The sequence below is a fragment of the Paenibacillus sp. FSL H8-0282 genome (assembly GCF_037963825.1).
In the GTDB taxonomy this organism is placed as follows: domain Bacteria; phylum Bacillota; class Bacilli; order Paenibacillales; family Paenibacillaceae; genus Paenibacillus_AQ; species Paenibacillus_AQ odorifer.
The window spans coordinates 3,721,443-3,744,664 of record NZ_CP150146.1 but is presented as its reverse complement, the minus strand read 5'-3'; the positions used below and the strand labels follow the sequence as shown (position 1 = coordinate 3,744,664).

Here is a 23,222-nt window from a genome sequence, read left to right as displayed (position 1 = left end):
AACCAATTCGCCTAGTAAAGGAATATGTCAATAGTTGATTTGTTTAGAAACCTTCACGAAGCCATGTTGTCGCTAACTTGATAGCTCCTTTTTTAGCATGAGTCTCGGCTAAAGGATTCAGCATGACAAAATCATGAATGATGCCTTGGAAGCGGACAGCCGTAACATTCACGCCAGCTTCCCGCAATTTGGCGGCATAAGCTTCACCCTCATCCCGTAGCACATCTGCTTCACCAGTAATGACCAGTGCATCTGGTAAATTCCGTAGCTGTTCTAGGCTAGCCCGAAGAGGGGAGGCCGTGATTTGATTACGTTCCTCAGGGTCAGTAGTATATTGATCCCAGAACCATTTCATGCCGTCCCGCTGCAAGAAATAGCCTTTGGCGAACTCATGATAGGATTCAGTATCAAACGAGGCATCCGTTACCGGATAGAATAATAGTTGTTTCGCTATCTTCGGCCCACTCCGTTCTTTAGCCATTAGAGTAATAGCAGCGGCCATATTCCCACCAACACTGTCTCCGGCTATAGAAAGCTTGCTAGTATCTAATCCGTGCTCGCTTCCTTTTTCAGCTGTCCACTGGAGTACTGCATAGATTTCTTCAATAGCTGTAGGATATTTAGCTTCTGGAGAGAGGCTGTAATTTGGGAAAATAATTGCTGCCTCCGCTCCGACAGCTAGTTCACGGATCAGGCGATCATGGGTATGAGCATTCCCAAACACCCAGCCTGCGCCATGAATGTACAGGATAACAGGCAGCGACGCTGATGAGGAGCTTGGGGGACGAACGATTCTTATGGAAACATCACCGTTAGGTCCACCTGGCACCATTAGATCTTCAATATCAACTTCAGGTTTATATATCTCACTGGATTGTACGCTATCTACCGTTTCACGGCCTTTTTCTGGCCCAAGGTCAGGTAGAAAGGGAGGTTTCGCATTATCATCAGCAAATTTTTGAGCAGCTGGCTCAAGAATGATCTTAGTTTTGTTTGGCATGATTTATCGTCTCCTTTGACTGGTCATAGTCTAGTATACCCTCTTCATTCCATAACCATCTAAGCAGCTGCTGAAACGAATGCCAGTTTAGGAGTAGTTAGAGATTTGACGCTATTTGCACATTTATCGCCTATTGAGCACGGTTTCGGACACTAGTACAACTATTCCTTAGGGAGAGGTTCAAACGCAGTTAGAGCCTTACAACACCTTTTGTTGTTCCTCATGCATTTCAGGACCAATCTCTTCAGTGACACGCATCCTCTGTTTACGCTTATTACGGATAATCCAAACGAATACCAAAGTAATGAGTAGCGGATAGCCTATTGCCCAGCCCGTAAAAGGAAACACAGCAGCTGTTGCTAAAAAGGAAATCCAACTTATCGTCACACCTAAGCGACTTCCTTTGAGCAGACGTATTCCTGCAGCACAACCTCCGATATAAGTCAGGATAAAAGTAGCATTCGGAAACTGGATCAGAGTGGTGATGGAGAGGGACCCGCTGCCATACAGCGTCATCACCGATACAAAACAGAGCAGAAGAAAAGCTATGCCACCGATAGGGGTATGATACTGTTTGGATATTTTACCCATCCATTTCGGCGCAGAGCCTTGGCGGGATAAAGCATAAGCCACACGTGAGGCAGCTCCTGCATAGGCAATAATTGTGGCTGTACAGATGAACAGACCGGTAAGTCCGGCAATAAATCCTCCCCAGCGCCCAAGAGGCTGACTAATAATCCAGACGAGTGAAGTGCTTGATCCACCTTTGAGGTAGCTTTGTGTACCAACAGTTGCTAGTGCGGAGAGAAAATATAGAATCCCTACTATAATAGCGGCGATAGTTACTCCTTTAACGGCGGCACGCTGTGGGTCCTTGAACTCCTCAGATAGGTGTGAGACAGCCTCCCAGCCAATAAAACACCAGAATAAGATTGCAGCAGCCTGGCCAATGCTCATCCATCCATGTGGGATAAAGGGAGTGAAGTGTTCGACTTCCATACGGGGCAGTGCAGTAGCAAAGGAGAAGACCAGCACAGCAACAATCGCTATAACTACCGCTATTTGTACCTTTCCAGCCACCTGCATACCAATCCAGTTCGTAATCAGGCCAATGACCAACATAATAGCGGCAATAGTAATTCTTGCAGATTCTTCCCAACCCATAGCGGCGGTCATATAACCAGCTCCAGTCAGTGCAGCAACAGGTGCGCCAATCGGAACGGACATCAGAAAGAACCATCCTACCAGTGAGCCAGCTTTTGGACCAAAAGCAAGCGTTACAAAATGGGACACGCCTCCAGCGTTAGGGAATTTAGCAGAGAGCAGACCCATTGATAAGGCCATCGGCAAAATCAGCAACGACATAAATCCCCACGCCAGTAATGAAGCGGGACCCGCCATTTCTGCAGCTAAACCAGGAACAATTAAGACCCCAGAACCCAACACAGCCCCGATGTAAAGGGCAATAGCCTGAGGCATGCCAATGTTTTTTTGTAAAGTGTTTGAACCGGATTCCTTCATGTTTTTTTATCCTGCTTTCCTTGTCTTTTGTTCTAGAGTAGCAGATAATAGATCCATTGGAAAAACAGAATTTTTGAATAGTATCCATTCGATATTCCGATGGTTCATTTTCATTTAGGGGGAAATTCATGGAGTCACGTCATCTTTTTACCTTTTTAGTGGTAGTGGAGACGGGCAGTTTTACTAGAGCAGCACAGAAGCTTGATTATGCACAGTCCAGTATTACTGCACAAATCCAAGCACTAGAGTCTGAAATTGGCCAGCCATTGTTTGATCGGATCAGTAAAAAGATTATCCTAACCGACGCAGGGCGTCGGTTGCTCCCGTTCGCTCAAGAAATATCCAGAATGCACACTTTAGCAGAGGACGCGTTACGCTCGGATAGTGAGCTTACGGGTTCTTTACGGATTGGGGCTCCTGAATCTCTCGCTGCTTTTCGCTTACCAGGTATTATTAAGGAGTTTCGCGCTAAATATCCGAAGGTGCAAATTCTTCTGAAGCCTGGAGCTTGCTGGGAACTATCAGATTTTGTCCGTTCGGGTGAACTGGATTTAGCGTTCTTGTTGCAACCTGAGACGGAAGATAAAGATTTAAATATAGAAACATTAATACATGAGCCGATGACGCTGATCGCAGCGCCAGATCATCCCTTATTAAACCTTGCTGAGGTAGAACCCCTTCATTTAAAAGGAGTGACCATACTTCATACCGAAACGGGCTGTTCCTACCGGACTTTATTTGAACGGCATTTGAACAGTTACGGTGTTTTTCCTGACCCCACGTTAGAGTTTTGGAGCATCGAGGCGATAAAGCAATGTGTGATGGCTGATCTTGGCATTGCCTTTCTTCCATTAATTACTGTGAAAAATGAACTCTCCGAAGGCAAACTTGCCAGGTTGAATTGGAATGATGAATCACAGCGTGTGGCGACGCAGATCGCCTATCATCATAAGAAATGGAAATCGCCCGTACTGACGGAGTTCTTACTTGCGATACAAAAACATGCTGAGCAATGGAGAAGTCTAATATAGATCAACGTTAACAAGGAGGCTCTAAGGCATGAATGAGTGGTGTGAAGACTACGAAGAAGGGCTGGAGGCCTTTCTCATCTGGATGAAGGATGCCGGGTACACTCCCTATACGCAAAAATCCTATTTAGTAGATGTGAAACAATTTTTAGACAGCCTGAATGGTAAAAAGCTTGAGACGGTGAAGAAGCTGCATGTCATTTCTTTTTTGACCTCTGTCCGCGAACGTGGAGTGAGTGATGCGACCCGTAACCGGAAGCATGCTGCGATTAACTGTTTTTTCAAGGCATTGATCGAGCTGGAATTACTTCAGAACAACCCGGCAGCCGGGATTAAGAAATCCAAAACGGAGATCAATCGTGAGCCGGTCTACTTAGATGAAAGTGATCTGGGGCGGTTTTTATCTTCTATAGATGGTAAATACAAAAAGCGCAATTTAGCAGTTTTTTTGTTGATGTCCTATATGGGGCTTCGGGTGGGGGAAGTCCACACACTGAATTTGAGTGATTATAATGTAGAAAGACATTCCCTCCGTGTGTTTGGGAAGGGGCGTAAATGGCGTAATGTGCCGGTTCCCGAGGATGTAGTGCCTTTTCTGGACTCTGCGTTAGCAGAAAGGTTAGATCCTTGGCGCAGTAAAGAGGAAGCGATGTTCATTTCACAAAAAGGACGCAGGTTGTCGATCCGCGGCATTCAGCAAATTGCAGCAGATACCTTTGATCGTTTCCAAAGGGATGTGCCAGTAGCACAGCGACGTCCGTATTCAAGTCATAAGCTCCGACATTCCTTTGCAACCATGCTGCTGAGAAAAGGGGCAGATCTGCGCACTGTACAGGAACTGCTTGGTCACTCCTCGATCCAGACTACAACCGTATACACACATATTACCAGTCGTGAGAAGGAAGAGGCTATGTCTAAATTGCAAATCCAGCTGTGATAGAAAAGAAAGAAACCTCCTCAGAAAATTGATAACAAAAAATAACTTGTTATTATAACGGTATTGATTTATTCTAACAGTTATTAAGAGTTTTTTATAGGAGGTCCTAATCGTGAAGGATGTATTTCTAAAAGGGATGACTTATGGCTGGGGATCAAAACGAGGTGAATACCGTACAGAATATGCAGAAGATTCGATGAGAAAGCTGGCGGAGACAGGAAGTGAATGGATCGCCTTATCTTTTTGGACATGGCAAGACACAGTGCATTCAACAGAAATTCATTATGATTACGGTTACACGGTGACAGATCGTGATCTCGCACATGCGGTACAACAGGCAAAACAGCTTGGTCTTAAAGTTTGTCTTAAACCTGTTGTGAATTCGAGGGATGGCATTTGGAGAGCTAGGATTGGATTTCCGGAAGAGGGAGAGGTTTATTGGGCTGCATGGTTCCGTTCTTATACAAATTTCATTAAACACTATGCAGAGTTGGCGGAAGAGCTTGAATGTGAGATGTTCTGTATCGGCTGCGAAATGGTAGGCACAGAGTCTAGAACTGCGGAATGGAGACAATTAATTCAAGAGGTCACCAATCTTTATACAGGGCCGATCATTTATAATGCCAATCATGGCAAAGAAGAAGGAATCGAGTGGCTGGATGAGGTGGATTTTATCGGAACCAGCGCTTATTATCCGGTAGCTTCCGTGCCGGGAGATTCTTATGAGAATATGCTGGCTGGTTGGGAGCGGCAGAAACCGCGGCTTAAGTCACTTTCTGAGCGATTTGGCAAGCCTCTCGTATTCATCGAGATTGGATGCCGAAGTGCGCATGGATGTGCCACCATGCCATGGGACTTTACATACACAGACTTACCGTATTCAGAAGATGAACAAGCCAACTTCTATCGGTCAGCGCTGGAAGCATTCTGGAATGAACCTTGGTTTGCCGGTTACTTCTGGTGGGACTGGAGCACGAAATTATATGCCTTGGAAGAGGCTTCCATTGACCGTGGTTTTGATATTTATGGCAAAAAAGCCGAACAAGTTCTCAAAGAATATTACAAGCAACCTATCACTAAATAAATTGATAAAAAAGATCCGGAATTTCAGGTGAGCCTGATCTGCTATAGGATCTTTTTGTCATTGGCAGGCTAAGTTAATTCGTGTTATATTAAAAACCGTCCTTTTCATAGTGGAGGCAACGCTCCACGTATAAAAAGGACGGTTTCTTGTGTCTTTTGTAGTCAAAAAAGGCTGAATCCAGCCATATACGCTTACAATTCTAGCTTAGCTATTTCTGCTTTTAGCTTCTCAGCGGATTTCTGGAATAAAGCCTGTTCGGTTTCATTGAGTGGGAGGTCCAGTACCTGTCGAACACCCGAGCGATCTACTACGCAAGGTGCACCGAGATAGACATCCGAAACCCCGTTATAGTTATTTAATAAAGTAGAAACATTCAACACGGCGCCTTCATTATGAAGAATGGAGACTACAATTCGGTCCAGTGCAAGAGCTATTGCATAAGAGGTTGAGCCTTTGGCATCAATAATTTCATAGGCTGCATTCTTGGTATCTTGGAAGATTTCTTCGCGTTCTGCTTCGTCAAAACCAAGATCAATCCCAGCTACATTCGCAAGACTCCAAACCGGAAGCTCTGAATCTCCATGTTCACCGATGATCTGTCCGTGAATACTGCGAGGATCGATTTCTTTGTGAAGACCGATCAAATAACGAAAACGAGCACTATCAAGTACCGTACCAGAACCAATTACACGTCTGCGGTCAAACCCACTTATTTTCAAAGTCGCGTAAGACAGAATATCTACAGGGTTAGTTGCAATAAGTAGAATGGCATGTTGGTTATACTTTGTTATTTTTTCAATGATATCTTTAAAAATCGAAATATTTTTACGAAGCAGATCTATCCGGGTTTCTCCCGGTTTTTGTGATGCACCGGCAGTGACTATAATGATATCTGCTTCACGGCAGTCTTCATAAGTACCAGCCCATAACTTCACACCGCCGACAAAAGGCATGCCGTGATTCATATCCAGTGCTTCGCCAAGTGCTTTCTGATGATTAACGTCAATAAGTACGAGTTCGGGCATACGTCTACGTAACAATAATGTATAGGCTGTAGTTGTACCAACTGCTCCAGTACCGATAACTACGACCCGATTGGGTTTTGGGGGGGCCATGTCTCCATCTCCTTAATATTTCAAATTTTTGGTTTCAATCTTGTCCATCATAATCGTTAACGGTAGTGTTTTCAAGCTGATCTTATTTAATGCATTACCCTAATTAAGGCCATACTAAAATGTGATTTTTATTTCATTATCTTAGCAAGACTAGACAGGAGAGAATGTACGGATGGATTTATTTCGTAAAAAGGCTCTACACATACCCACAATTTCTGAGGGGACGCAGTTAAACAAGACGTTGGGTGCCCTGGATCTAACAATGCTTGGGGTAGGAGCCATTATCGGCACAGGTATTTTTGTAATGACAGGAGTTGCCGCAGCAGAACATGCAGGTCCTGGTCTTATAATTTCTTTTTTACTAGCGGCGTTTGCCTGTGTGCTCTCGGCATTATGTTATTCGGAATTTGCTTCGACCATTCCTGTTTCCGGGAGTGCTTATGCTTATAGTTATGTAGCCTTTGGAGAACTATTAGCTTGGATCTTAGGCTGGGATCTTGTCTTGGAATACGGAGTTGCCGCAGCGGCTGTAAGCAGTGGCTGGTCAGGGTATTTTCAGGGGTTATTAGAGGGCTTTGGGATACATCTCCCAACCGCACTATCGGGGGCTTATAATGCACAAGCGGGTACAATAATAAATCTGCCTGCAGTAATTATCATTTTGTTGATTTCCTATTTACTGACTCGGGGAACCAAGGAAACGGCACGCTTTAACGCAATCATGGTTTTTATCAAAATAGCAGTGGTGCTTCTATTTATCGTAACAGGATTTTTCTATGTGAAGCCAGAGAACTGGACTCCGTTTCTCCCTTTTGGGTACCATGGCGTGATCAATGGCGCGGCCACAGTGTTTTTTGCCTACATAGGTTTTGATGCGCTAGCAACCGCTGCTGAAGAGGTGAAAAGACCCCAACGCGATTTGCCGATTGGAATTATTTCATCCCTTGCTATCTGTACTGTCTTGTACGTTCTTGTCTCACTCGTATTAACGGGTATTGTTCCATATACTGATCTCAATGTTAGTGATCCTGTATCTTATGCGCTTCGCTTTGTAAATCAGGATATGATTGCCGGTCTGATCTCTGTTGGAGCCATTGCGGGAATGACTACGGTACTGCTCGTGATGTTATTCGGTCAAACTCGGCTGTTATTTGCCATCTCACGTGATGGCCTACTGCCCATAAGTTTATCTAAGATTAATGCTAAAACACAGGTACCTGTACGAAGCACATGGATGGTAGGTATCTTAATAGCTGTGTTAACGGGTTTCATCCCACTGGACCGGTTGGCAAATCTGACAAGCATAGGAACATTGTTTGCCTTTTTTGTAGTGTCTTTAGGGGTAATCGCGCTTAGATATATTCATCCGGATTTAAAAAGAGGGTTCAGAGTTCCTTGGGTACCTTTCATTCCGCTGTTAAGTGCGGCAACTTGTGGTATTTTGATGTATAATCTAGGAAGTGAGACTTGGATTGGTTTTCTAATTTGGACAGTTGTTGGACTTCTAATCTATGCACTATATGGCTATCGTAATAGTAATTTGAATCATAAATAAGATTCAATCCATCCGAGAGGAGAGAGGTTATTGGCATCTAAGATTGCTGGATTGAAGGGAATAAGATTAATATTGATGCTGATTTTGTTAGCGTGGGTGGTCACGGCTTGTTCATCTCCTCCCCCTGAACCTACTCAGCAGCCCCAGCCGACAGAGGCACCTGAAGAAGGACAGACGATAACCCTGATTACTCCAGACGCCAATCATATTGACAATGATAGCGCTCCGAAATATCAAATTCAGACTCGTCTTACAGATTTTCAGCTGCTTAGTGAAAGTGAGGGTCTGGCCTGGGGGGTTACCAAAAACGAACTCCGGTTGTACTTGACCCGGGATAACGGAGCAACTTGGGCTAATATTTCACCAGCACCAAATGTGCAGTTCCTCTCCAATCCTGTGTATGGGAAGGGGATTTTCTTCACGGATCCATCTCATGGTTGGATTATAAGAAGTGCTTTTGGCTCGACAGAAACGATTGTGCTGCGAACCACAGATGGTGGCCAAAGCTGGAAAATCTCATCTTTAGGAGATGTGAATACAGTATCCTCTGTATATTTCAACTCACCCAGAAAGGGTTGGCTGATGACCTCATGGAACGCTTCTTCCAATAAAGAGAACAAGGCACTTTTTTCAACGACAGACGGTGGGGCCACTTGGGAAGAAGTGATGCAGAATGAGCAATACAATCCGAATTTCCCAAATGATTCGATACCGTTTGCCGGGGTCACCACTGGAATGATTTTTCGCAATAGTACACATGGATTTGTGACACTACAGACAGGTGCTCTTCCCAAAATCTTTATGACAAAAGATGGCGGTAAGAGCTGGAGCCTCGGGCCAGCTTTTCTAGTTAACGAACGTTTAGAAGATTGTGACCGAGTAATTACTGGCAAACCGGAGTTCTTCGATGCTAGTAAGTCTACTGGTTGGATGTCTGTTGGCTGTCAAAAGGATAAAGAAAAAACGATCACTTACCATGGATATTTTACAGCTAACGGCGGTGCTAATTGGAAATTCGCTTCCTTTGGATTGAACGCACAAGCTGGTGTTAATCGTCTAATTGCTCCGACTTTTTTGAATTCACAGATCGGTTGGACCATACTCGGCGACACCCTTTACCATACGATTGATCAAGGAGCGACCTGGTTACCTCTTAAAGAGAGCAGTGTACTGCGATCTAAGCTTTTGGAATATCCGGAGATTGTAAAGCTACAGTTTTTTTCCACTGAGGTGGGGTGGCTTTTGATTGAGAAAAAAGAGGACAAGCGCTCGATACTGTTACAGACTACGAATGGTGGTATCAGCTGGCGCGTAATGTAATAAGGAATAAGAACCTGCCTGATGGTAGGTTCTTTTGTTGTTAGCAGAGTGGGGGTTTATTGTTGTTTGTGAATGATTGAATATAAGGAAAAAACTTATTTAAAATTTTCTTTATAAATGTGAAAAAAATCACATGACATTTAAAGAATCCTGTGATATATTTAACACATAGAAAACAAGTTCAAATTTTCACAAACTCAGACATCGAATAGGAGAGATTACAATGAAAACATTCGAAACAGATTATATGACAAGAAACCTTTTGCAACTTTGCTACAACTGTGATGACGCTCATCTTTGTGAAACTGAAGAACAATGCAGAGCTTGCTGGGCTGAAAATGGAATGTTAGATGATCAGACAGACGAAACTAAGAAATTGCTAGACCTAGTTCATGCTTAATTTAATAACTGAAAACTCTGTATAGAGACCACTCGAATTCTTGATTTCTAAGAAAACGAAGTGGTCTTTTTTGCATCTAGTCTCACTTATTTAATGCTTTCTGGACTAGATGAGGCATATACATGTACAGAAGTACCCAGAACGCAGCAATTAGGCTGAATTCAAGAGGAAGAAGGGGGAAACTGTCATGGGAATGGGCCCGGATCTTTCATGGATGTTTGATTTTGCCGGAACGGTGATGCCGATCTTTATCGTTGTTATGATTGGTATTCTTGCTATATCAGCAGGCAGGGGCTTGCTTCAATGGGGCAGGAACAATGGCTCCCCCATACTAACAATCCCTGCACATATCGTTAGCAAACGGACTGAAGTACGACAGCAGCAGCTTCAGGAAGAGAATGGCTCAACTCGTACAAGTACAACTTACTATTTAACGTACGAGCTGGAGGGCGGTAGTCGCATGGAATTTAAAGTAGATGGCCATGAATATGGCTTGAGTGCAGAAGGCGATAGAGGAATGCTTACTTATCAAGGAACCAGATATCATGGATTCCAACGACAGGCACAATACTCAACTGCGGAGTAGTCATTTGTATTAAATCAAAACAGCGATCCTCATGCTCATGGTGGATCGCTGTTTTGCGTTTTGGTTATGTACCATTCAAGCTCATTGATCCTGTAGCTCTCAAAGCTCACTGATCCCGTAGCTCTCAAAGCTAACTGTAGGTGCGATCATCTATTAAGTGTCAGATCTTCATTACCCTCTCACCTTGCGGACCCAGATGACGTTATTTGCAAATTCACAGTCTTTTGAGCCTAGTTTCGGACTCCAATGCAGCTATTCATTAGAAAGAGGCTTATAATCGGTGCTTTGCGGGCCAATAGGGGCTTTAGGGTCCGATAGAATCTCAAAAGTGGATTAATATCGCGAATAAGGTCAGCTGTGTCCGATAGCGCCTTTTGAGCGGGTGCTGACATTGACATCGATATCAGCACCGATTCGACGCTGCCACCGACGTGGACTCTGATGCTAAAGCTGTCGTTAACAAGAACATCGATGCTGACGTAGATAATTGTGGCTAGCACCGACACCGATGCTAAAGCTGTTGTTAACAAGGACATCGACGCTGACGTTGACAATTGTGACTAACACTGACACCGATGCCAGCACTGATTCGACGCTAACCTCGACGTCGACTCTGATGCTGCCACCGACCCCGACTCAGACGCTGCAGCGCAAATGTAATTGGACATACGCAGCTTAGAGTGTAGATAATGGGGATTTGCTGAGTGGTTAAAAGGAAAGATCCCTACTCTAAAAAATAGGCGGGAACTGTCACCTCTTAGGCGAATGCACATACTATACAGCATGCAGTTAAGAACGAGGTTGCTACAAGAAGTGACCCCAAGGAGGAGACAGCGTGGCCGTCATCAAAACGAACTCGGAAGATGTGAAGGTGCTGGCGCGGTTGATGAGAGCGGAAGCTGAGGAAGATGGAGATCTCGGCATGCTCATGGTCGGCAATGTTGGCGTCAACCGGATTCTTGGCAATTGCTTGGACTTTAATAACATTCGGAATGTGAATGATATGGTCTATCAAAGTCCTGGAGGTTTCGAAGCGCCGCAGAAGGGATACTTCTACCAGCGAGCCAGAGAAGCAGATATCCGTCTAGCCAAACGTGTAATTGCTGGTGAAAGAACCTGGCCAGCTACCAATGCTTTGTGGTTCTTCAGACCCGCAGGTGATTGTCCTGCAACCTGGTATAACCAACAAAACACAGGCCGCTTTAAAGCCCATTGCTTCTTTACTCCGACCGGAGAAGATTGCCCGACTGTATTTATCGGCAATTAGCATGGTAACTGTGCAAAGAGAATTACTCAATAAAATGAGTAATTCTCACAGAAAGTTAGTGTGATTTCAATTGTGTCCAAATGTAAGTTTCATTAGTGTCCAAAGGAGCTCATGCTCTGATAAACATTTAGGAGGTTTCAGTAAATGATCGTTCAACCTTACCGCCCCGTAACTTATACCATCGGTAGTGTCTCTTCTTCAGGTATGCCAATGTCTTCCGGAATGCCGATGTCATCAGGAATGCAAGGCATGGGCAGCATGCCACCCCAAGTAAGCAGTGGTAGTCCAATGACTCCAGGGGGAGTAGTAGTTCAGAATCCACCACAAACGTTCGAACAATCCTACATTGAGAATATTTTCCGCCTGAATTTAGGAAAAGTAGGTACGTTTTATTTTACTTATGAGAACAATAAAGACTGGAATGCCAAAGTTTACAAGGGTGTGCTGGAAGCGGCAGGCCGTGACCACATTATTATCAGTGACCCTGCGACTGGCCAACGCACCGTCTTACTTATGATTTATTTTGATTATGCTACCTTCGATGAGCCCCTTACTTACCAATACCCAGGTGTAATTGGCAATCCTCCAACGATGAGAAATTGTCGCTAAATTTAACCTATCTTCGATGAGAAGAACTCCAACGCCAAACGGTTAGGAGTTCTTTTTTTTGTGATGAATTTATGGAATAATCTTGATAATCATCGCCCATTTTTTTTCAAAAGGACACGCATGCTTGCGGTTTGCCCCAATATATTAATATAATAAAGTATATATTCAAAAACGTGATTCTAGACTGGAGATGAAACCATTGGGAAATTGATACTGAAAGGAACAACCGGCAAGCATTTTGCCAATACTCTGAAAAAACGAAGGAGGTGGGCCTATCCATCCATGTACGGAAAATGGTGGATAGGAGTATAAATTGAGCGACCCTTTACCCGGTATATTACATGTTGGTCTTATTATTTTGTTGGTATTGTTAAACGGATTTTTTGTTTCAGTCGAATATGCAATGGTGAAAGTACGAAGTGGTAGAATTGATACCCTGATTGAAGAAGGTAGTAAAAAAGCTTTTAATGCAAAAAGCATTGTCAGCAACCTGGATGGCTATCTCTCAGCCTGTCAGCTCGGCATTACATTGGCTTCGCTTGCATTAGGCTGGCTGGGTCAACCAGCTATAGCTAATCTTATCGGGCCTTTATTAGGAAGCATAGGTTTAGGAGAAACTGCTGTTAATGTTGTATCTTTGGTTATTGCTCTTATGTTCATTACTATCTTGCATATCGTATTAGGTGAGCTTGCACCTAAGACCATTGCTGTTAACAAGGCTGAATCTGTCCTTTTACTAACAGCAGGACCGATGAATGTATTTTACAAAATCATGTATCCAGTGATATGGATCGTTAATGGGCTGGCGCGTGGTTTACTGCAAATTTTCCGATTAGCCCCGGCTTCAGAGCTGGGAACGGCGCATACGGAAGAAGAAATTCGTATTATCATGCAGGAAAGTAACAAAAGCGGCTTTATCGATAATACTGAAATGGCGTTAGTTGACAATATTTTTGAATTTGTGGATACCATGGCTCGGGAGATCATGATTCCGCGGACAGAGATGATCTGTCTGAATAATCATGTTTCTGCTGAGGAGAACCTTGAGATTGCCTATGATGGCATGAGGACACGTTATCCCGTCTGTGACGGTGATAAGGATCATATTTTAGGCTTCATCCATATAAAGGACTTAATTAAGGATCGTCCACAAAGTTATCAGAAATTAATTCGTCCAATATTGACCGTGCCGGAATCCATTCAGATTAGTGCTTTGCTGAAAGTTATGCAGCGTGCGAAGACACAAATCGCCATATTGATCGATGAGTATGGGGGTACTTCAGGAATGGTGACACTGGAAGATATCATGGAGGAAATTGTTGGAGAAATTCAGGATGAATTTGATGAGGAACGTCCCGGTGTTGAGAAGCTTGGCGAGGATGAACACTCCATTGACGGTTTGATGCTTATTGAAGAGATTAATGATCTTTTAGGTCTTCATATGGAGACTGAGGATTACGATACGATAGGCGGCTGGCTGTATTCTAAATTGGAGGTTAATCCACCTCAAAAAGGGCAATCCGTAGAATTTGATGATCATCTATTTATTGTAGAAGAGACTGAGAATAAGCGAATTTCTCGAATTAAGCTATTGCGGTTACAGTTATTGAATGAAGAAGCTGGAGCTTGATGGAATTTTATATTTTTAAAATAAGAGCAGCGTTTCTCCTTTTGGAGTCACGCTGTTTTTTTTGACCATACTGTTTGCCAAAAAGAGATTAATAATTATATAATTTTAAATGTATATGATAAAAACTACATTAGTCCCTAGAGGACAGAAAGGAATTCTCCTTGAGTAAACCTAAAAAAAGTCCAAATGTTCCCCAGTTGAGCAAACAAGAGAAACGACGGGTAGAACAGGAGCAACAGAAGCAGAAAACGAGAATTTTAGTTATTAGTTCAATAGCTGTAGTAGTTATCATTTTTGTTGGATTGTTTATGTTAGCTTCGAAAGATGCAGCAAAGAATGTCTCTACAGGAGAACCGGTAGAATTCAATTACAGTGAGCTACCTAGGATTGGTAATGAGGATGCACCTGTTAAGCTTGTTGAATTTGGTGATTTCAAATGTCCAGCTTGTTCCCAGTTTGCTGGCTCCATGAAACCGAAAATTGTTCAAGATTTTGTCAACGAGGGAAAAGCAGCTCTTTACTTTGTAAATATGGCTTTCGTTGGTCCTGACTCTGAGACAGCTTCACTAGCTGCATTGTCTGTATACCATCAGAATAAGGATGAATTCTGGAAGTTCTATGATGCTGTGTATGCGCAGCAAGGGGATGAGAGCGTGGAATGGGCGACTGAGGATTTCTTGGTAAGCCTTGCTGAAAAAGAGAAATTAGCGATCGATTACGATCTGTTGCGTAAAGACATCCAAGAGAAAACTTATGCAGATGAGCTGAAGAAAGACATTCAGTTGGCAACTGACTCAGGCGTGACAACTACGCCTTCGCTCTACATTAATGGAGTGAAAACGGCTGAACCTTTCGATATTGAAGCGATTACATCTGAAATTAACGCCGCCGCAAAAGCAGTGGAGGCAAAGTGACAAAATTCCTATCTTTTTGCAAGCGTAACTGCCTCTATCTGGCCTGGTTCGTCTCTTTGGTTGCTGTAGCTGGTAGCTTGTATTTAAGTGAAGTCTTGAAGTATGAACCTTGTAAGCTTTGCTGGTTTCAGCGGATTTTTATGTATCCGCAGTTATTTTTGTTGGGAATTGCCACTTTCCGTGGAGATAAGCGCATCATTCCTTATGTGCTTCCATTAAGTTTGATTGGTGGCAGTATCTCAATCTATCATTATGCGGAACAGAAGATTCCAGCGTTAAGTAAAGTTCTACCTTGTACAGTTGGTGTTCCTTGTAATAAAGATTACTTGAACTACTTCGGATTTATAACGATTCCTTTGTTAGCTTTAATAGCGTTTGCTCTAATAAGTCTCCTTCTTTGGTATGGACGTAGGGAAGAAGAAGTGATTGAAGTAGATGCTGAGGAGAGCTTAGGATTTTAGTTTTTACTTTGGAAGGTACAAAAAAGCTGAAAAGGTATTAAAATCACGGGCTAGAGGGATAATTGAAGATAATGAAAGAGAGCATCCAATAAGACGCTATATTTGAGCTTATTGGATGTTTTTTCATTCTTTTTTCATTTTTTTCAACGCTTTACTGTAGGCACTTTGTAGACTAATATTAGACCTTGTGAGAAGTTGAATATGCGCTGAATTTTCTTAGGAAAAACGGGGGAACCAAACTTGGCATTCATGCCAATGGGGTGAATCGGAACCGGGTCGAACAGACCTCTACCGTAGGGCTATAACCACAGCCCGAATCCGCCAGCTAACCTCGTAAGCAAGGTGGGAAAATGACCATGCATAAGCATGCGGATCATTTCCGTATGCTTATTTTTGTGTCTGCATTTATGAAATCCACCGATGAAAACAGCGCACGGAAATTCCGTTTCAGCTCCCAAAGAAAGGAACTGTATCCACCATGGTAAGCAAGGTAAAACGACTATTGATCGGACGTCCGATGAAGTCGAATGAACTCGATCATGAAAAGTTATCCAAGGTTAAAGCACTGGCTGTTCTGTCTTCTGATGCGCTCTCGTCTGTAGCCTACGGAACGGAACAAATTCTGATTGTACTAGTGGCTGCCGGGTTTACTGCCATCTGGTATTCCCTGCCAATTGCATTAGCCGTATTGGGCCTGCTGGCCATCCTGATTTTATCCTATCGGCAGACGATTTTTGCTTATCCGCAAGGAGGCGGAGCTTATATCGTAGCCAAGAGTAATCTTGGTATTCCGACAGGGCTGCTCGCTGGGGGTTCATTATTGGTGGATTACATTCTTACCGTAGCGGTTAGTGCCTCGGCAGGGACGGATGCGATCACATCGGCTTTTCCAAGTCTTCATAATCATACTGTTCTCATCGCTGTATCTGTTATCGTTTTATTAACAATCATTAATCTTCGCGGAGTGACTGAATCGGCTTCATTTATCGCAATTCCAGTGTATTTGTTTGTGGTTTCGATTGTTGTTCTGATTATCTCCGGTATCGTTAAATATGCAATGGGTGGCGCGCATGCGAATGTTCCTGAAATAGGCAGCGCCGTATCTAATGTAAGTTTGTTTCTACTATTAAAAGCGTTTAGCTCTGGTTGTTCAGCCCTAACGGGGGTTGAGGCCGTATCTAATGCGATCCCAAACTTTAAGGCACCGGCTGAGAAAAATGCAGCCAAGACGCTAATGATCATGGGACTTATCCTTGGCTTTATGTTTACCGGAATCACTGTGCTGGCATATTGGTATGGTATTGTGCCAGATGAAAAGGCTACGGTTGTCTCTCAGATCGCTGAATCGACCTTTGGCCGTGGCGGATTGTACTTTTTCATTCAAGGGATTACAGCAGTGATTTTGTTCTTGGCAGCTAATACAGCATATTCAGCGTTTCCGCTGCTCGCCTTTATGTTTGCAAAAGATAAATATCTGCCACATGCATTTATGGTCCGTGGTGACCGCCTGGGCTTCTCAAACGGCATTATTTTTCTAGGAGTTATGTCTATCATACTTGTGACTGCATTCCATGGGAATACGGAAGGTTTGATTCCACTATATGCGGTAGGCGTGTTCATTCCTTTTACCTTATCCCAACTGGGGATGATGGTGCATTGGATCAAAACAAGACCCGCTGGATGGGTGAAAAGATTTGTAGTAAATACCATCGGTATGCTGACTACATTGACGATTACGCTTATATTTATCATTACTAAATTCTCGAGCGTATGGATGGCATTCATTTTCTTACCTGCTGTAATGTTCGTGTTCCACCGTATTCATAAGCATTATTTGAATACTGCGGATCAACTGCGTATATGTCCGGCTACTGATAAACCTGTAATTAAAGGAAGTACTGTAGTTGTTCCTGTTGCAGGGGTTACACGTGCTGTATTACATTCCATCAGCTATGCGAAGTCTCTAACAGATAATGTTGTTGCTGTGTATGTAGGCTTTGATGAAGAAGACATTCATAAGATGGAGCAACGGTGGGAGGAATGGAATCCAGGTGTACGCCTGATTGTTCTTCGTTCCAGATATCGTAGTATCATTCGTCCGTTAGTGAAGTTTATCGATACGGTAGAGTGGAAGACCGCTGCGACGGATCACATCACGATTTTGATTCCACAGTTTATTACCAAACATTGGTGGCAAGCCGTGCTTCATAATCAGACCAGCTTTTTAATCCGCTCGTATCTAATGAATCAAAAGGACGTTGTAGTAGCGACTGTCCCGTATCATTTAAATAAATAAGTAGAAGATTAAAGATGAGGTTATATCCGGAACGTTCGGAATATAACCTCTTTTGTATTTTATATGAAGGAAATTGTTGCAAATCCACAGAATTTGAAATTTATATGTTGACACAGAGAATGAGAATCAATATCATTTAAAAGTGAAGCAGAGGTAAAGGTCACCTTTGAATATCAAAGCAGTTACATATAGGAGGGTTTTTAATGTTTTGGCTTAACAGAAAAAGATCAGGAAGCATGAAAGTGACGATGAGCGGACTAATAGTGATGACGCTAATACTTTCCGCTTGTGGTAATAATAATGCTGAAAGCTCATCAAATGCAGGAACAGCGCCTACAACAGCGCCTACAGCAGAATCTACAGAGGCACCTGCTGCACCTAAGACGTTAACAGATGCAATGGGTCATAAAGTAACGATTCCGGCTAATCCACAGCGCGTTCTGGGTTCATATTTGGAAGACTCTTTGGTAACTCTGGGTGTAACTCCAGTAGCTCAATGGTCAGTTACAAACGGCGTTCAGGATTATCTGGCCACTGAATTGAAGGATGTTCCTACAATTAGTTACGACCTTCCGTTAGAGGCTGTAACCAGTTTTGCTCCGGATCTTATTATCATCCCATCGGAGTCTTCTGTTCAGAACGGGATTTACGATCAGTTGAATAAGATTGCACCCACTTATGTAATTGGGGATGAACTAAATCAAGATTGGCGCAAATCGTTGCTCAAGATGGGTGAGATTTTGAACAAAACCCCTGAAGCAGAAAAAGCCATTAAAGATTATGATGTTAAAGCAGCGGCTGCGAAAGAACAGCTTGCAGGAGCTATTGGACAAGAGTCCGCGGCTATTTTATGGTTGGTGCAAAAAAACTTCTATATTGTAGACGAAACCCGCAGCAGTGGAGCTGTATTATATACAGACCTTGGCGTAACGCTGCCTAACTTAGTAACAGAGATCCCAGTAGGAACAAGAGCAACTTGGAATCCGATCTCACTAGAGAAGCTTTCTGAGCTGACCGCAGATCATATTTTCCTTGTAAATAGTGATAAGACTGAGGGTTCGGAGATCCTAGATAGTGCAATCTGGAAGGGCATCCCAGCTGTAAAAGCTGGAAATGTGCATGAAATGAGCTCAACAAGCAGCTGGCTTTACAGTGGTGCGAACGCTGGCAGAAAAATCATTGACGATGTGCTAAAAAGTCTTGTGAAATAAAAGTCGTAATTCACCATGAATGAGACTGATCATTTCGGTGGGGAAGGGCGTGCAGATCAAGTATCTCGGGATACAAAGATCTGCACCATTTTTTTATAAACCAATCCCATAGTACGGAAAAATCGTTCCTGCAATTGTACAACATAAATATTTTTGCGATAATGAGAATGATTGTTGTTATCATATAAACCATTGTAACTATTGAATAAGGAGACGACTCATGGTTTCACCCTCAGATTTCGCAAATCGTATTAAAAATGAACCCAAAAAAGCTCTACATACCCGACCGGCAGCTGCCATTGGTATTCTTATTTTTGGACTTGCTGCTATTGCCTTCGGATTGGCACTTTCGGTCTCAGTGGGGGCGGCAGATATCAAGTTAGCTACGGTATGGGAAGCTATATTTCATTTCAATCCAGATTTACAAAAACATCAGGTGATTAGAGAACTGCGATTTCCACGTGCTATTGCTGGCGCCTTAGTTGGTGCTTGCTTCGCAGTAGCAGGGGCTATCATGCAGGGGATGACAAGAAACCCGCTTGCGGATTCAGGGCTGTTAGGCTTGAATGCAGGAGCAGGGGTAGCGCTGGCCATAGTATTTGCTTTTGCACCCTCACTCTCATTCACTTCACTAATGTTGTATTGCTTTATCGGTGCCGCTGTGGCCTCTTTTATCGTATTCGGAATCGGTTCGCTTTCTTTTAATGGCCTGACCCCCTTGCGATTGACATTAGCAGGTTCGGCAGTTAGTGCTTTATTGGTTGCTATTAGTCAGGGAGTAGCTATTCTTTTCAACTTATCTCAGGACATAGCCTTCTGGTTAGCTGGTGGGATGGGTGGAGCTAGCTGGACTCAGATCAAGATTATATTCCCTTGGGTGGCCGTAGCCTTAATTGCAGCAATGATGTTATCACGATCCGTCACATTGCTCAGCTTAGGAAGAGAAGTTGCGGTTGGCCTGGGGCAGCGGACAAGGTTAGTTCAATTGGCATGTATGATTGTTGTGGTTATCTTAGCTGGAAGTGCGGTTTCAACGGTTGGCCCGATTGCTTTTATAGGACTAATTATTCCACATGTTACTCGTTATTTCGTTGGAGTGGACTACCGCTGGATTATCCCTTGCTCCGCAGTTCTAGGGAGCTTATTGATTATCTTTGCAGATATTGCCGCAAGAATGATAAATGCACCGTATGAGACACCGCTAGGAGCCTTAATTGCCATCATCGGCGTACCGTTCTTTATTTATTTAGCGAGTAAGCGGAAGGGGGAGCTGTAATGCCCAAATTAACCCTTACTCCAGATGAAAAAGAACGCCGCACACGCGCCTTAACGGTGTTAGTGCTCCTTGCTATACTGATCGTCGTTGTGTTTATAGTCAGTATGAATACAGGGTTTATGCGTCTATCCCCACTAGAGGTATTACATACACTCATGGGTGATGGAACACATCAGCAAAAGCTTATTTTATTTGATTTCAGATTACCCCGCATCGTAATTTCATTGTTAGTTGGAGCGGGCTTTGCAGTATCGGGCTGTATTCTACAAAGTCTCGCACGTAATGCACTCGCAGAACCGGCTACGCTGGGCATAAGTGCTGGTGCAGGTTTTGCGGTAATCATTTTTATCTCGTTTTTTCCGGCTACAACAGCAGCTCCGGTATTTGTCTTGCCTCTCCTAGCGCTTGGTGGGGCTGGCCTGACCGCAGCTTTAATCTATATTCTTGCCTACCGGAAGGCAGATGGTCTGTCTCCTACAAGGCTGATCCTTATCGGGATTGCGGTCGCTGCAGGAATCAATGCTTGCCAGCTTGTATTGGCACTTAGGCTTGATCCTAATAATTATCAATTTGTAGCTACTTGGATCGCCGGGAAAATATGGGGTGGGGATTGGAGATTCGTCCTTGCTTTGCTGCCTTGGATCGCGATTCTGTTACCGTTCGCCTTCTATAAAGCCCGGGTTCTAAATGTATTGAATCTAGGGGACCACACTTCATTAGGTCTAGGAATGCGTGTGGAGAAGGAACGTATTCTCCTTCTGGTAACAGCCGTAGCGCTTGCCGGCTCCTGCGTCGCGGTAAGCGGAGGTATTGGCTTCGTCGGCCTGATAGCACCACACCTGGCTCGCAGGCTCGTGGGACCCCGCCATCAAGTGTTATTACCTGCTAGTGCTTTGACAGGGGCGCTTCTTATGATTACCGCTGATACCATCGGCAGATGGGTGCTGCAACCTGCGGAAGTTCCGACTGGCATTGTGGTTGCGATTATTGGCGCACCTTACTTTTTATATTTACTCGCCAAGTCTAAAGCGTAAATTAGTTCATACTTAGGAGCATAGCTCCATAAAACTTTTAAGGGAGTTGTAGATCATGTCAGAACGTTTGAATACAGAAGAATTAAGTATTGGGTATGCAGAGGCTACTATAGTTAAAGGATTGAACTTATCTATCCCTACGGGAAAAATCACCGCACTAGTGGGCGCTAACGGCTCCGGTAAATCTACAATCCTCAAAACGATGGCCCGGATTATGAAGCCGAAGAGTGGCACCGTAATGCTGGACGGCAAATCGATTCATAACTTTTCAACTAAAGAGGTTGCTCGTCAGTTAGCGATTCTACCGCAGAACCCAACGGCTCCTGACGGTCTGACGGTATCTGAGCTGGTCAGTTACGGTCGTTTCCCTCATCAAAAGGGATTTGGCACGATGACCGCAGAGGATCGCAACATCATCTCCAACGCCATCGCTGTTACGGGCATGGAATCTTTTCATGATCGCCCTATTGACCGTCTCTCTGGTGGACAACGTCAACGCGCTTGGATCGCTATGGCGTTAGCTCAAGAAACAGATATTTTATTCCTTGACGAGCCTACAACGTTCCTAGATATGGCGCATCAGCTCGAAGTTCTTCAGCTTTTGCAAAAGCTGAATGAGGAAGAAGGCCGTACCATCATCATGGTCGTGCATGATTTGAATCATGCTACTCGTTATGCGCAGCATATGGTAGCGATTAAGTCCGGTACTGTAGTTAGCGAAGGCTCACCTACTGAGGTTATGACACCAGATGTATTGCGGGAAGTGTTTGGAATTGAAGCGGATATCGTTCCGGATCCACGTACGGGTGTGCCACTGTGTCTTCCTTACGAGCTTGCTGCCTATAAAGCTGTGTAATTATCATCTAAAATCATACAACGAACAGGCTCCCGTCATTGACAAGGGAGCCTGTTCGTTGTTACAGTTGTGGTTGCCTACAATTTCATAATAACTCTTTAAAATAGATCAAGGACCATCATTTATACATGGTTAAAGGAGCATGAAAACATGAATATTGACAAAATTCAAGATGACCTAGAGCAGCTAATGACTGCAGGAAAAGTGAAAAGTCATGAGAATTTAAAAGATCACGTGTACACTAAAATGGGCGGCAAAGCTGATATTTTGGCTGCACCAGCTACTTATGATGAAATTCAAAAGATCGTTACATATGCAGAACAAAATGGGATAACCCTTACGGTACTTGGGAATGGCTCCAATGTGATTATCCGTGATGGAGGTGTACGTGGGATCGTTCTGCAAACGGCAGGACTGACCGAAATGGGGATTCGCGACAATCTCTTATATGCACAATGTGGTGCCAAAATAATTGATGTTTCCAGATATGCGCTTGATAAGGAGCTTACGGGTCTTGAGTTCGCCTGTGGCATTCCAGGAACAGTTGGTGGAGCGCTCTATATGAACGCAGGTGCGTATGGCGGTGAGATCAAAGATGTCCTGCATAGTGCACTAGCTATAAATAAGAACGGGCAATTGGTAACTCTGCAAGGTGATGAGCTGCAATGGGGTTACAGAAAAAGCGTGTTCGCAAGCGGTGAGTACATTGTACTTGAGGCCAAATTTGCTATGACTTCCGGTGATGTTTTAACGATCAAGGCAAAAATGGATGAACTAACTTATTTACGTGAATCGAAGCAACCGCTTGAGTATCCATCCTGTGGGAGTGTATTTAAGCGGCCTCCAGGCCGTTTTGCAGGTCAGTTAATTCAAGAGAGCGGCTTACAGGGTACAAGAATCGGCGGTGCTGAGGTATCCAAGAAGCATGCGGGATTTATTGTGAATGCAGATAATGCAACAGCCAGTGATTACATCGGGCTAATCCACCATGTAAGAGCGACTGTGAAGGATAAATTCGGTGTAGAGCTGGAAACTGAAGTGGAGATCATTGGAGAAGAATAAACGATAAGCAAAAAGAGCCCGCAGATCGCTGTGGGCTCTTTTTGCTTATCATAATCATGT

21 protein-coding genes and 1 riboswitch are annotated in these 23,222 nt (G+C 43.7%); of the genes, 18 read left to right on the top strand and 3 right to left on the bottom strand.

Annotated elements, in window-relative coordinates:
• Positions 1–43 precede the first annotated feature (43 nt).
• Both NST94_RS16065 and NST94_RS16060 read right to left on the bottom strand, forming a co-directional pair.
• On the bottom strand, positions 44–1,000 hold the full coding sequence (locus NST94_RS16065; RefSeq protein ID WP_339281074.1) for an alpha/beta hydrolase: 957 nt from the start codon (positions 998–1,000) through the stop codon (positions 44–46).
• A gap of 198 nt (positions 1,001–1,198) precedes the next feature.
• Positions 1,199–2,521 (bottom strand): amino acid permease, encoded by a 1,323-nt coding sequence (locus NST94_RS16060; RefSeq protein ID WP_339281073.1) that lies wholly within the window; start codon positions 2,519–2,521, stop codon positions 1,199–1,201.
• A gap of 128 nt (positions 2,522–2,649) precedes the next feature.
• Here NST94_RS16060 and NST94_RS16055 point away from each other — a divergent pair, with 128 nt between their 5' ends.
• The 3 genes from NST94_RS16055 to NST94_RS16045 all read left to right on the top strand — a co-directional run bounded on the left by NST94_RS16055 (position 2,650) and on the right by NST94_RS16045 (position 5,570).
• A complete protein-coding gene (locus NST94_RS16055; protein ID WP_339281072.1) occupies positions 2,650–3,552 on the top strand; it encodes a LysR family transcriptional regulator in 903 nt (300 codons plus the stop codon).
• Positions 3,553–3,580: 28 nt separating this feature from the next.
• Entirely contained in the window at positions 3,581–4,486 is a 906-nt protein-coding gene (locus NST94_RS16050; protein WP_339281071.1) for a tyrosine-type recombinase/integrase, read from the top strand.
• 112 nt (positions 4,487–4,598) lie between these two features.
• Positions 4,599–5,570: a glycosyl hydrolase family 53 gene (locus NST94_RS16045; RefSeq protein WP_339281070.1), complete on the top strand. Its 972-nt coding sequence runs from the start codon at positions 4,599–4,601 to the stop codon at positions 5,568–5,570.
• 191 nt (positions 5,571–5,761) lie between these two features.
• Here the strand turns inward: NST94_RS16045 and NST94_RS16040 are convergent, their stop codons facing one another.
• Positions 5,762–6,685 carry an L-lactate dehydrogenase gene (locus NST94_RS16040; protein ID WP_036687562.1) on the bottom strand — a complete coding sequence of 308 codons (924 nt, stop codon included), beginning with the start codon at positions 6,683–6,685 and terminating at the stop codon, positions 5,762–5,764.
• 172 nt (positions 6,686–6,857) lie between these two features.
• Between NST94_RS16040 and NST94_RS16035 the strand changes: the two genes are divergently transcribed.
• The 15 genes from NST94_RS16035 (at position 6,858) to murB (ending at position 23,162) form a co-directional block, all read left to right on the top strand.
• A complete protein-coding gene (locus tag NST94_RS16035) occupies positions 6,858–8,240 on the top strand; it encodes an amino acid permease (RefSeq protein ID WP_076190230.1) in 1,383 nt (460 codons plus the stop codon).
• A 30-nt stretch (positions 8,241–8,270) separates the two neighbouring features.
• Positions 8,271–9,560, top strand: a complete 1,290-nt coding sequence (locus NST94_RS16030; RefSeq protein WP_081387523.1) for a hypothetical protein — start codon at positions 8,271–8,273, stop codon at positions 9,558–9,560.
• Positions 9,561–9,783: 223 nt separating this feature from the next.
• On the top strand, positions 9,784–9,960 hold the full coding sequence (locus NST94_RS16025; RefSeq protein WP_169744776.1) for a hypothetical protein: 177 nt from the start codon (positions 9,784–9,786) through the stop codon (positions 9,958–9,960).
• Positions 9,961–10,153: 193 nt separating this feature from the next.
• A complete protein-coding gene (locus NST94_RS16020) occupies positions 10,154–10,546 on the top strand; it encodes a DUF2500 domain-containing protein (protein WP_076190442.1) in 393 nt (130 codons plus the stop codon).
• 835 nt (positions 10,547–11,381) lie between these two features.
• Entirely contained in the window at positions 11,382–11,813 is a 432-nt protein-coding gene (locus tag NST94_RS16015) for a cell wall hydrolase (protein WP_076126705.1), read from the top strand.
• A gap of 144 nt (positions 11,814–11,957) precedes the next feature.
• Complete coding sequence (gene gerQ / locus NST94_RS16010; RefSeq protein ID WP_036687556.1) at positions 11,958–12,422, top strand: spore coat protein GerQ; 465 nt, start codon at positions 11,958–11,960, stop codon at positions 12,420–12,422.
• 313 nt (positions 12,423–12,735) lie between these two features.
• Positions 12,736–14,052 carry a hemolysin family protein gene (locus NST94_RS16005; protein ID WP_036687555.1) on the top strand — a complete coding sequence of 439 codons (1,317 nt, stop codon included), beginning with the start codon at positions 12,736–12,738 and terminating at the stop codon, positions 14,050–14,052.
• A 197-nt stretch (positions 14,053–14,249) separates the two neighbouring features.
• On the top strand, positions 14,250–14,966 hold the full coding sequence (locus NST94_RS16000; protein WP_076302645.1) for a DsbA family protein: 717 nt from the start codon (positions 14,250–14,252) through the stop codon (positions 14,964–14,966).
• The gene (locus tag NST94_RS15995) at positions 14,963–15,427 is read left to right on the top strand and encodes a disulfide oxidoreductase (RefSeq protein WP_076126701.1); all 465 of its coding nucleotides are present in this window, start codon (positions 14,963–14,965) and stop codon (positions 15,425–15,427) included. The genes NST94_RS16000 and NST94_RS15995 overlap by 4 nt, the downstream gene beginning before the upstream one ends.
• Before the next feature lie 194 nt (positions 15,428–15,621).
• Positions 15,622–15,781, top strand: a riboswitch (cyclic di-AMP (ydaO/yuaA leader).
• Between the two features lie 124 nt (positions 15,782–15,905).
• Positions 15,906–17,723, top strand: coding sequence for an APC family permease (locus tag NST94_RS15990; protein ID WP_076126699.1), 1,818 nt, complete (start codon positions 15,906–15,908; stop codon positions 17,721–17,723).
• 203 nt (positions 17,724–17,926) lie between these two features.
• Positions 17,927–18,934, top strand: coding sequence for an iron-hydroxamate ABC transporter substrate-binding protein (locus tag NST94_RS15985; protein ID WP_081383366.1), 1,008 nt, complete (start codon positions 17,927–17,929; stop codon positions 18,932–18,934).
• A 220-nt stretch (positions 18,935–19,154) separates the two neighbouring features.
• On the top strand, positions 19,155–20,210 hold the full coding sequence (locus NST94_RS15980; protein WP_076217749.1) for an iron ABC transporter permease: 1,056 nt from the start codon (positions 19,155–19,157) through the stop codon (positions 20,208–20,210).
• Positions 20,210–21,244: an iron ABC transporter permease gene (locus NST94_RS15975; protein WP_076302575.1), complete on the top strand. Its 1,035-nt coding sequence runs from the start codon at positions 20,210–20,212 to the stop codon at positions 21,242–21,244. The genes NST94_RS15980 and NST94_RS15975 overlap by 1 nt, the downstream gene beginning before the upstream one ends.
• A 55-nt stretch (positions 21,245–21,299) precedes the next feature.
• Complete coding sequence (locus NST94_RS15970; RefSeq protein ID WP_280753136.1) at positions 21,300–22,100, top strand: ABC transporter ATP-binding protein; 801 nt, start codon at positions 21,300–21,302, stop codon at positions 22,098–22,100.
• A 150-nt stretch (positions 22,101–22,250) separates the two neighbouring features.
• Positions 22,251–23,162 carry a UDP-N-acetylmuramate dehydrogenase gene (gene murB, locus NST94_RS15965; protein ID WP_036687548.1) on the top strand — a complete coding sequence of 304 codons (912 nt, stop codon included), beginning with the start codon at positions 22,251–22,253 and terminating at the stop codon, positions 23,160–23,162.
• Positions 23,163–23,222: the final 60 nt, after the last annotated feature.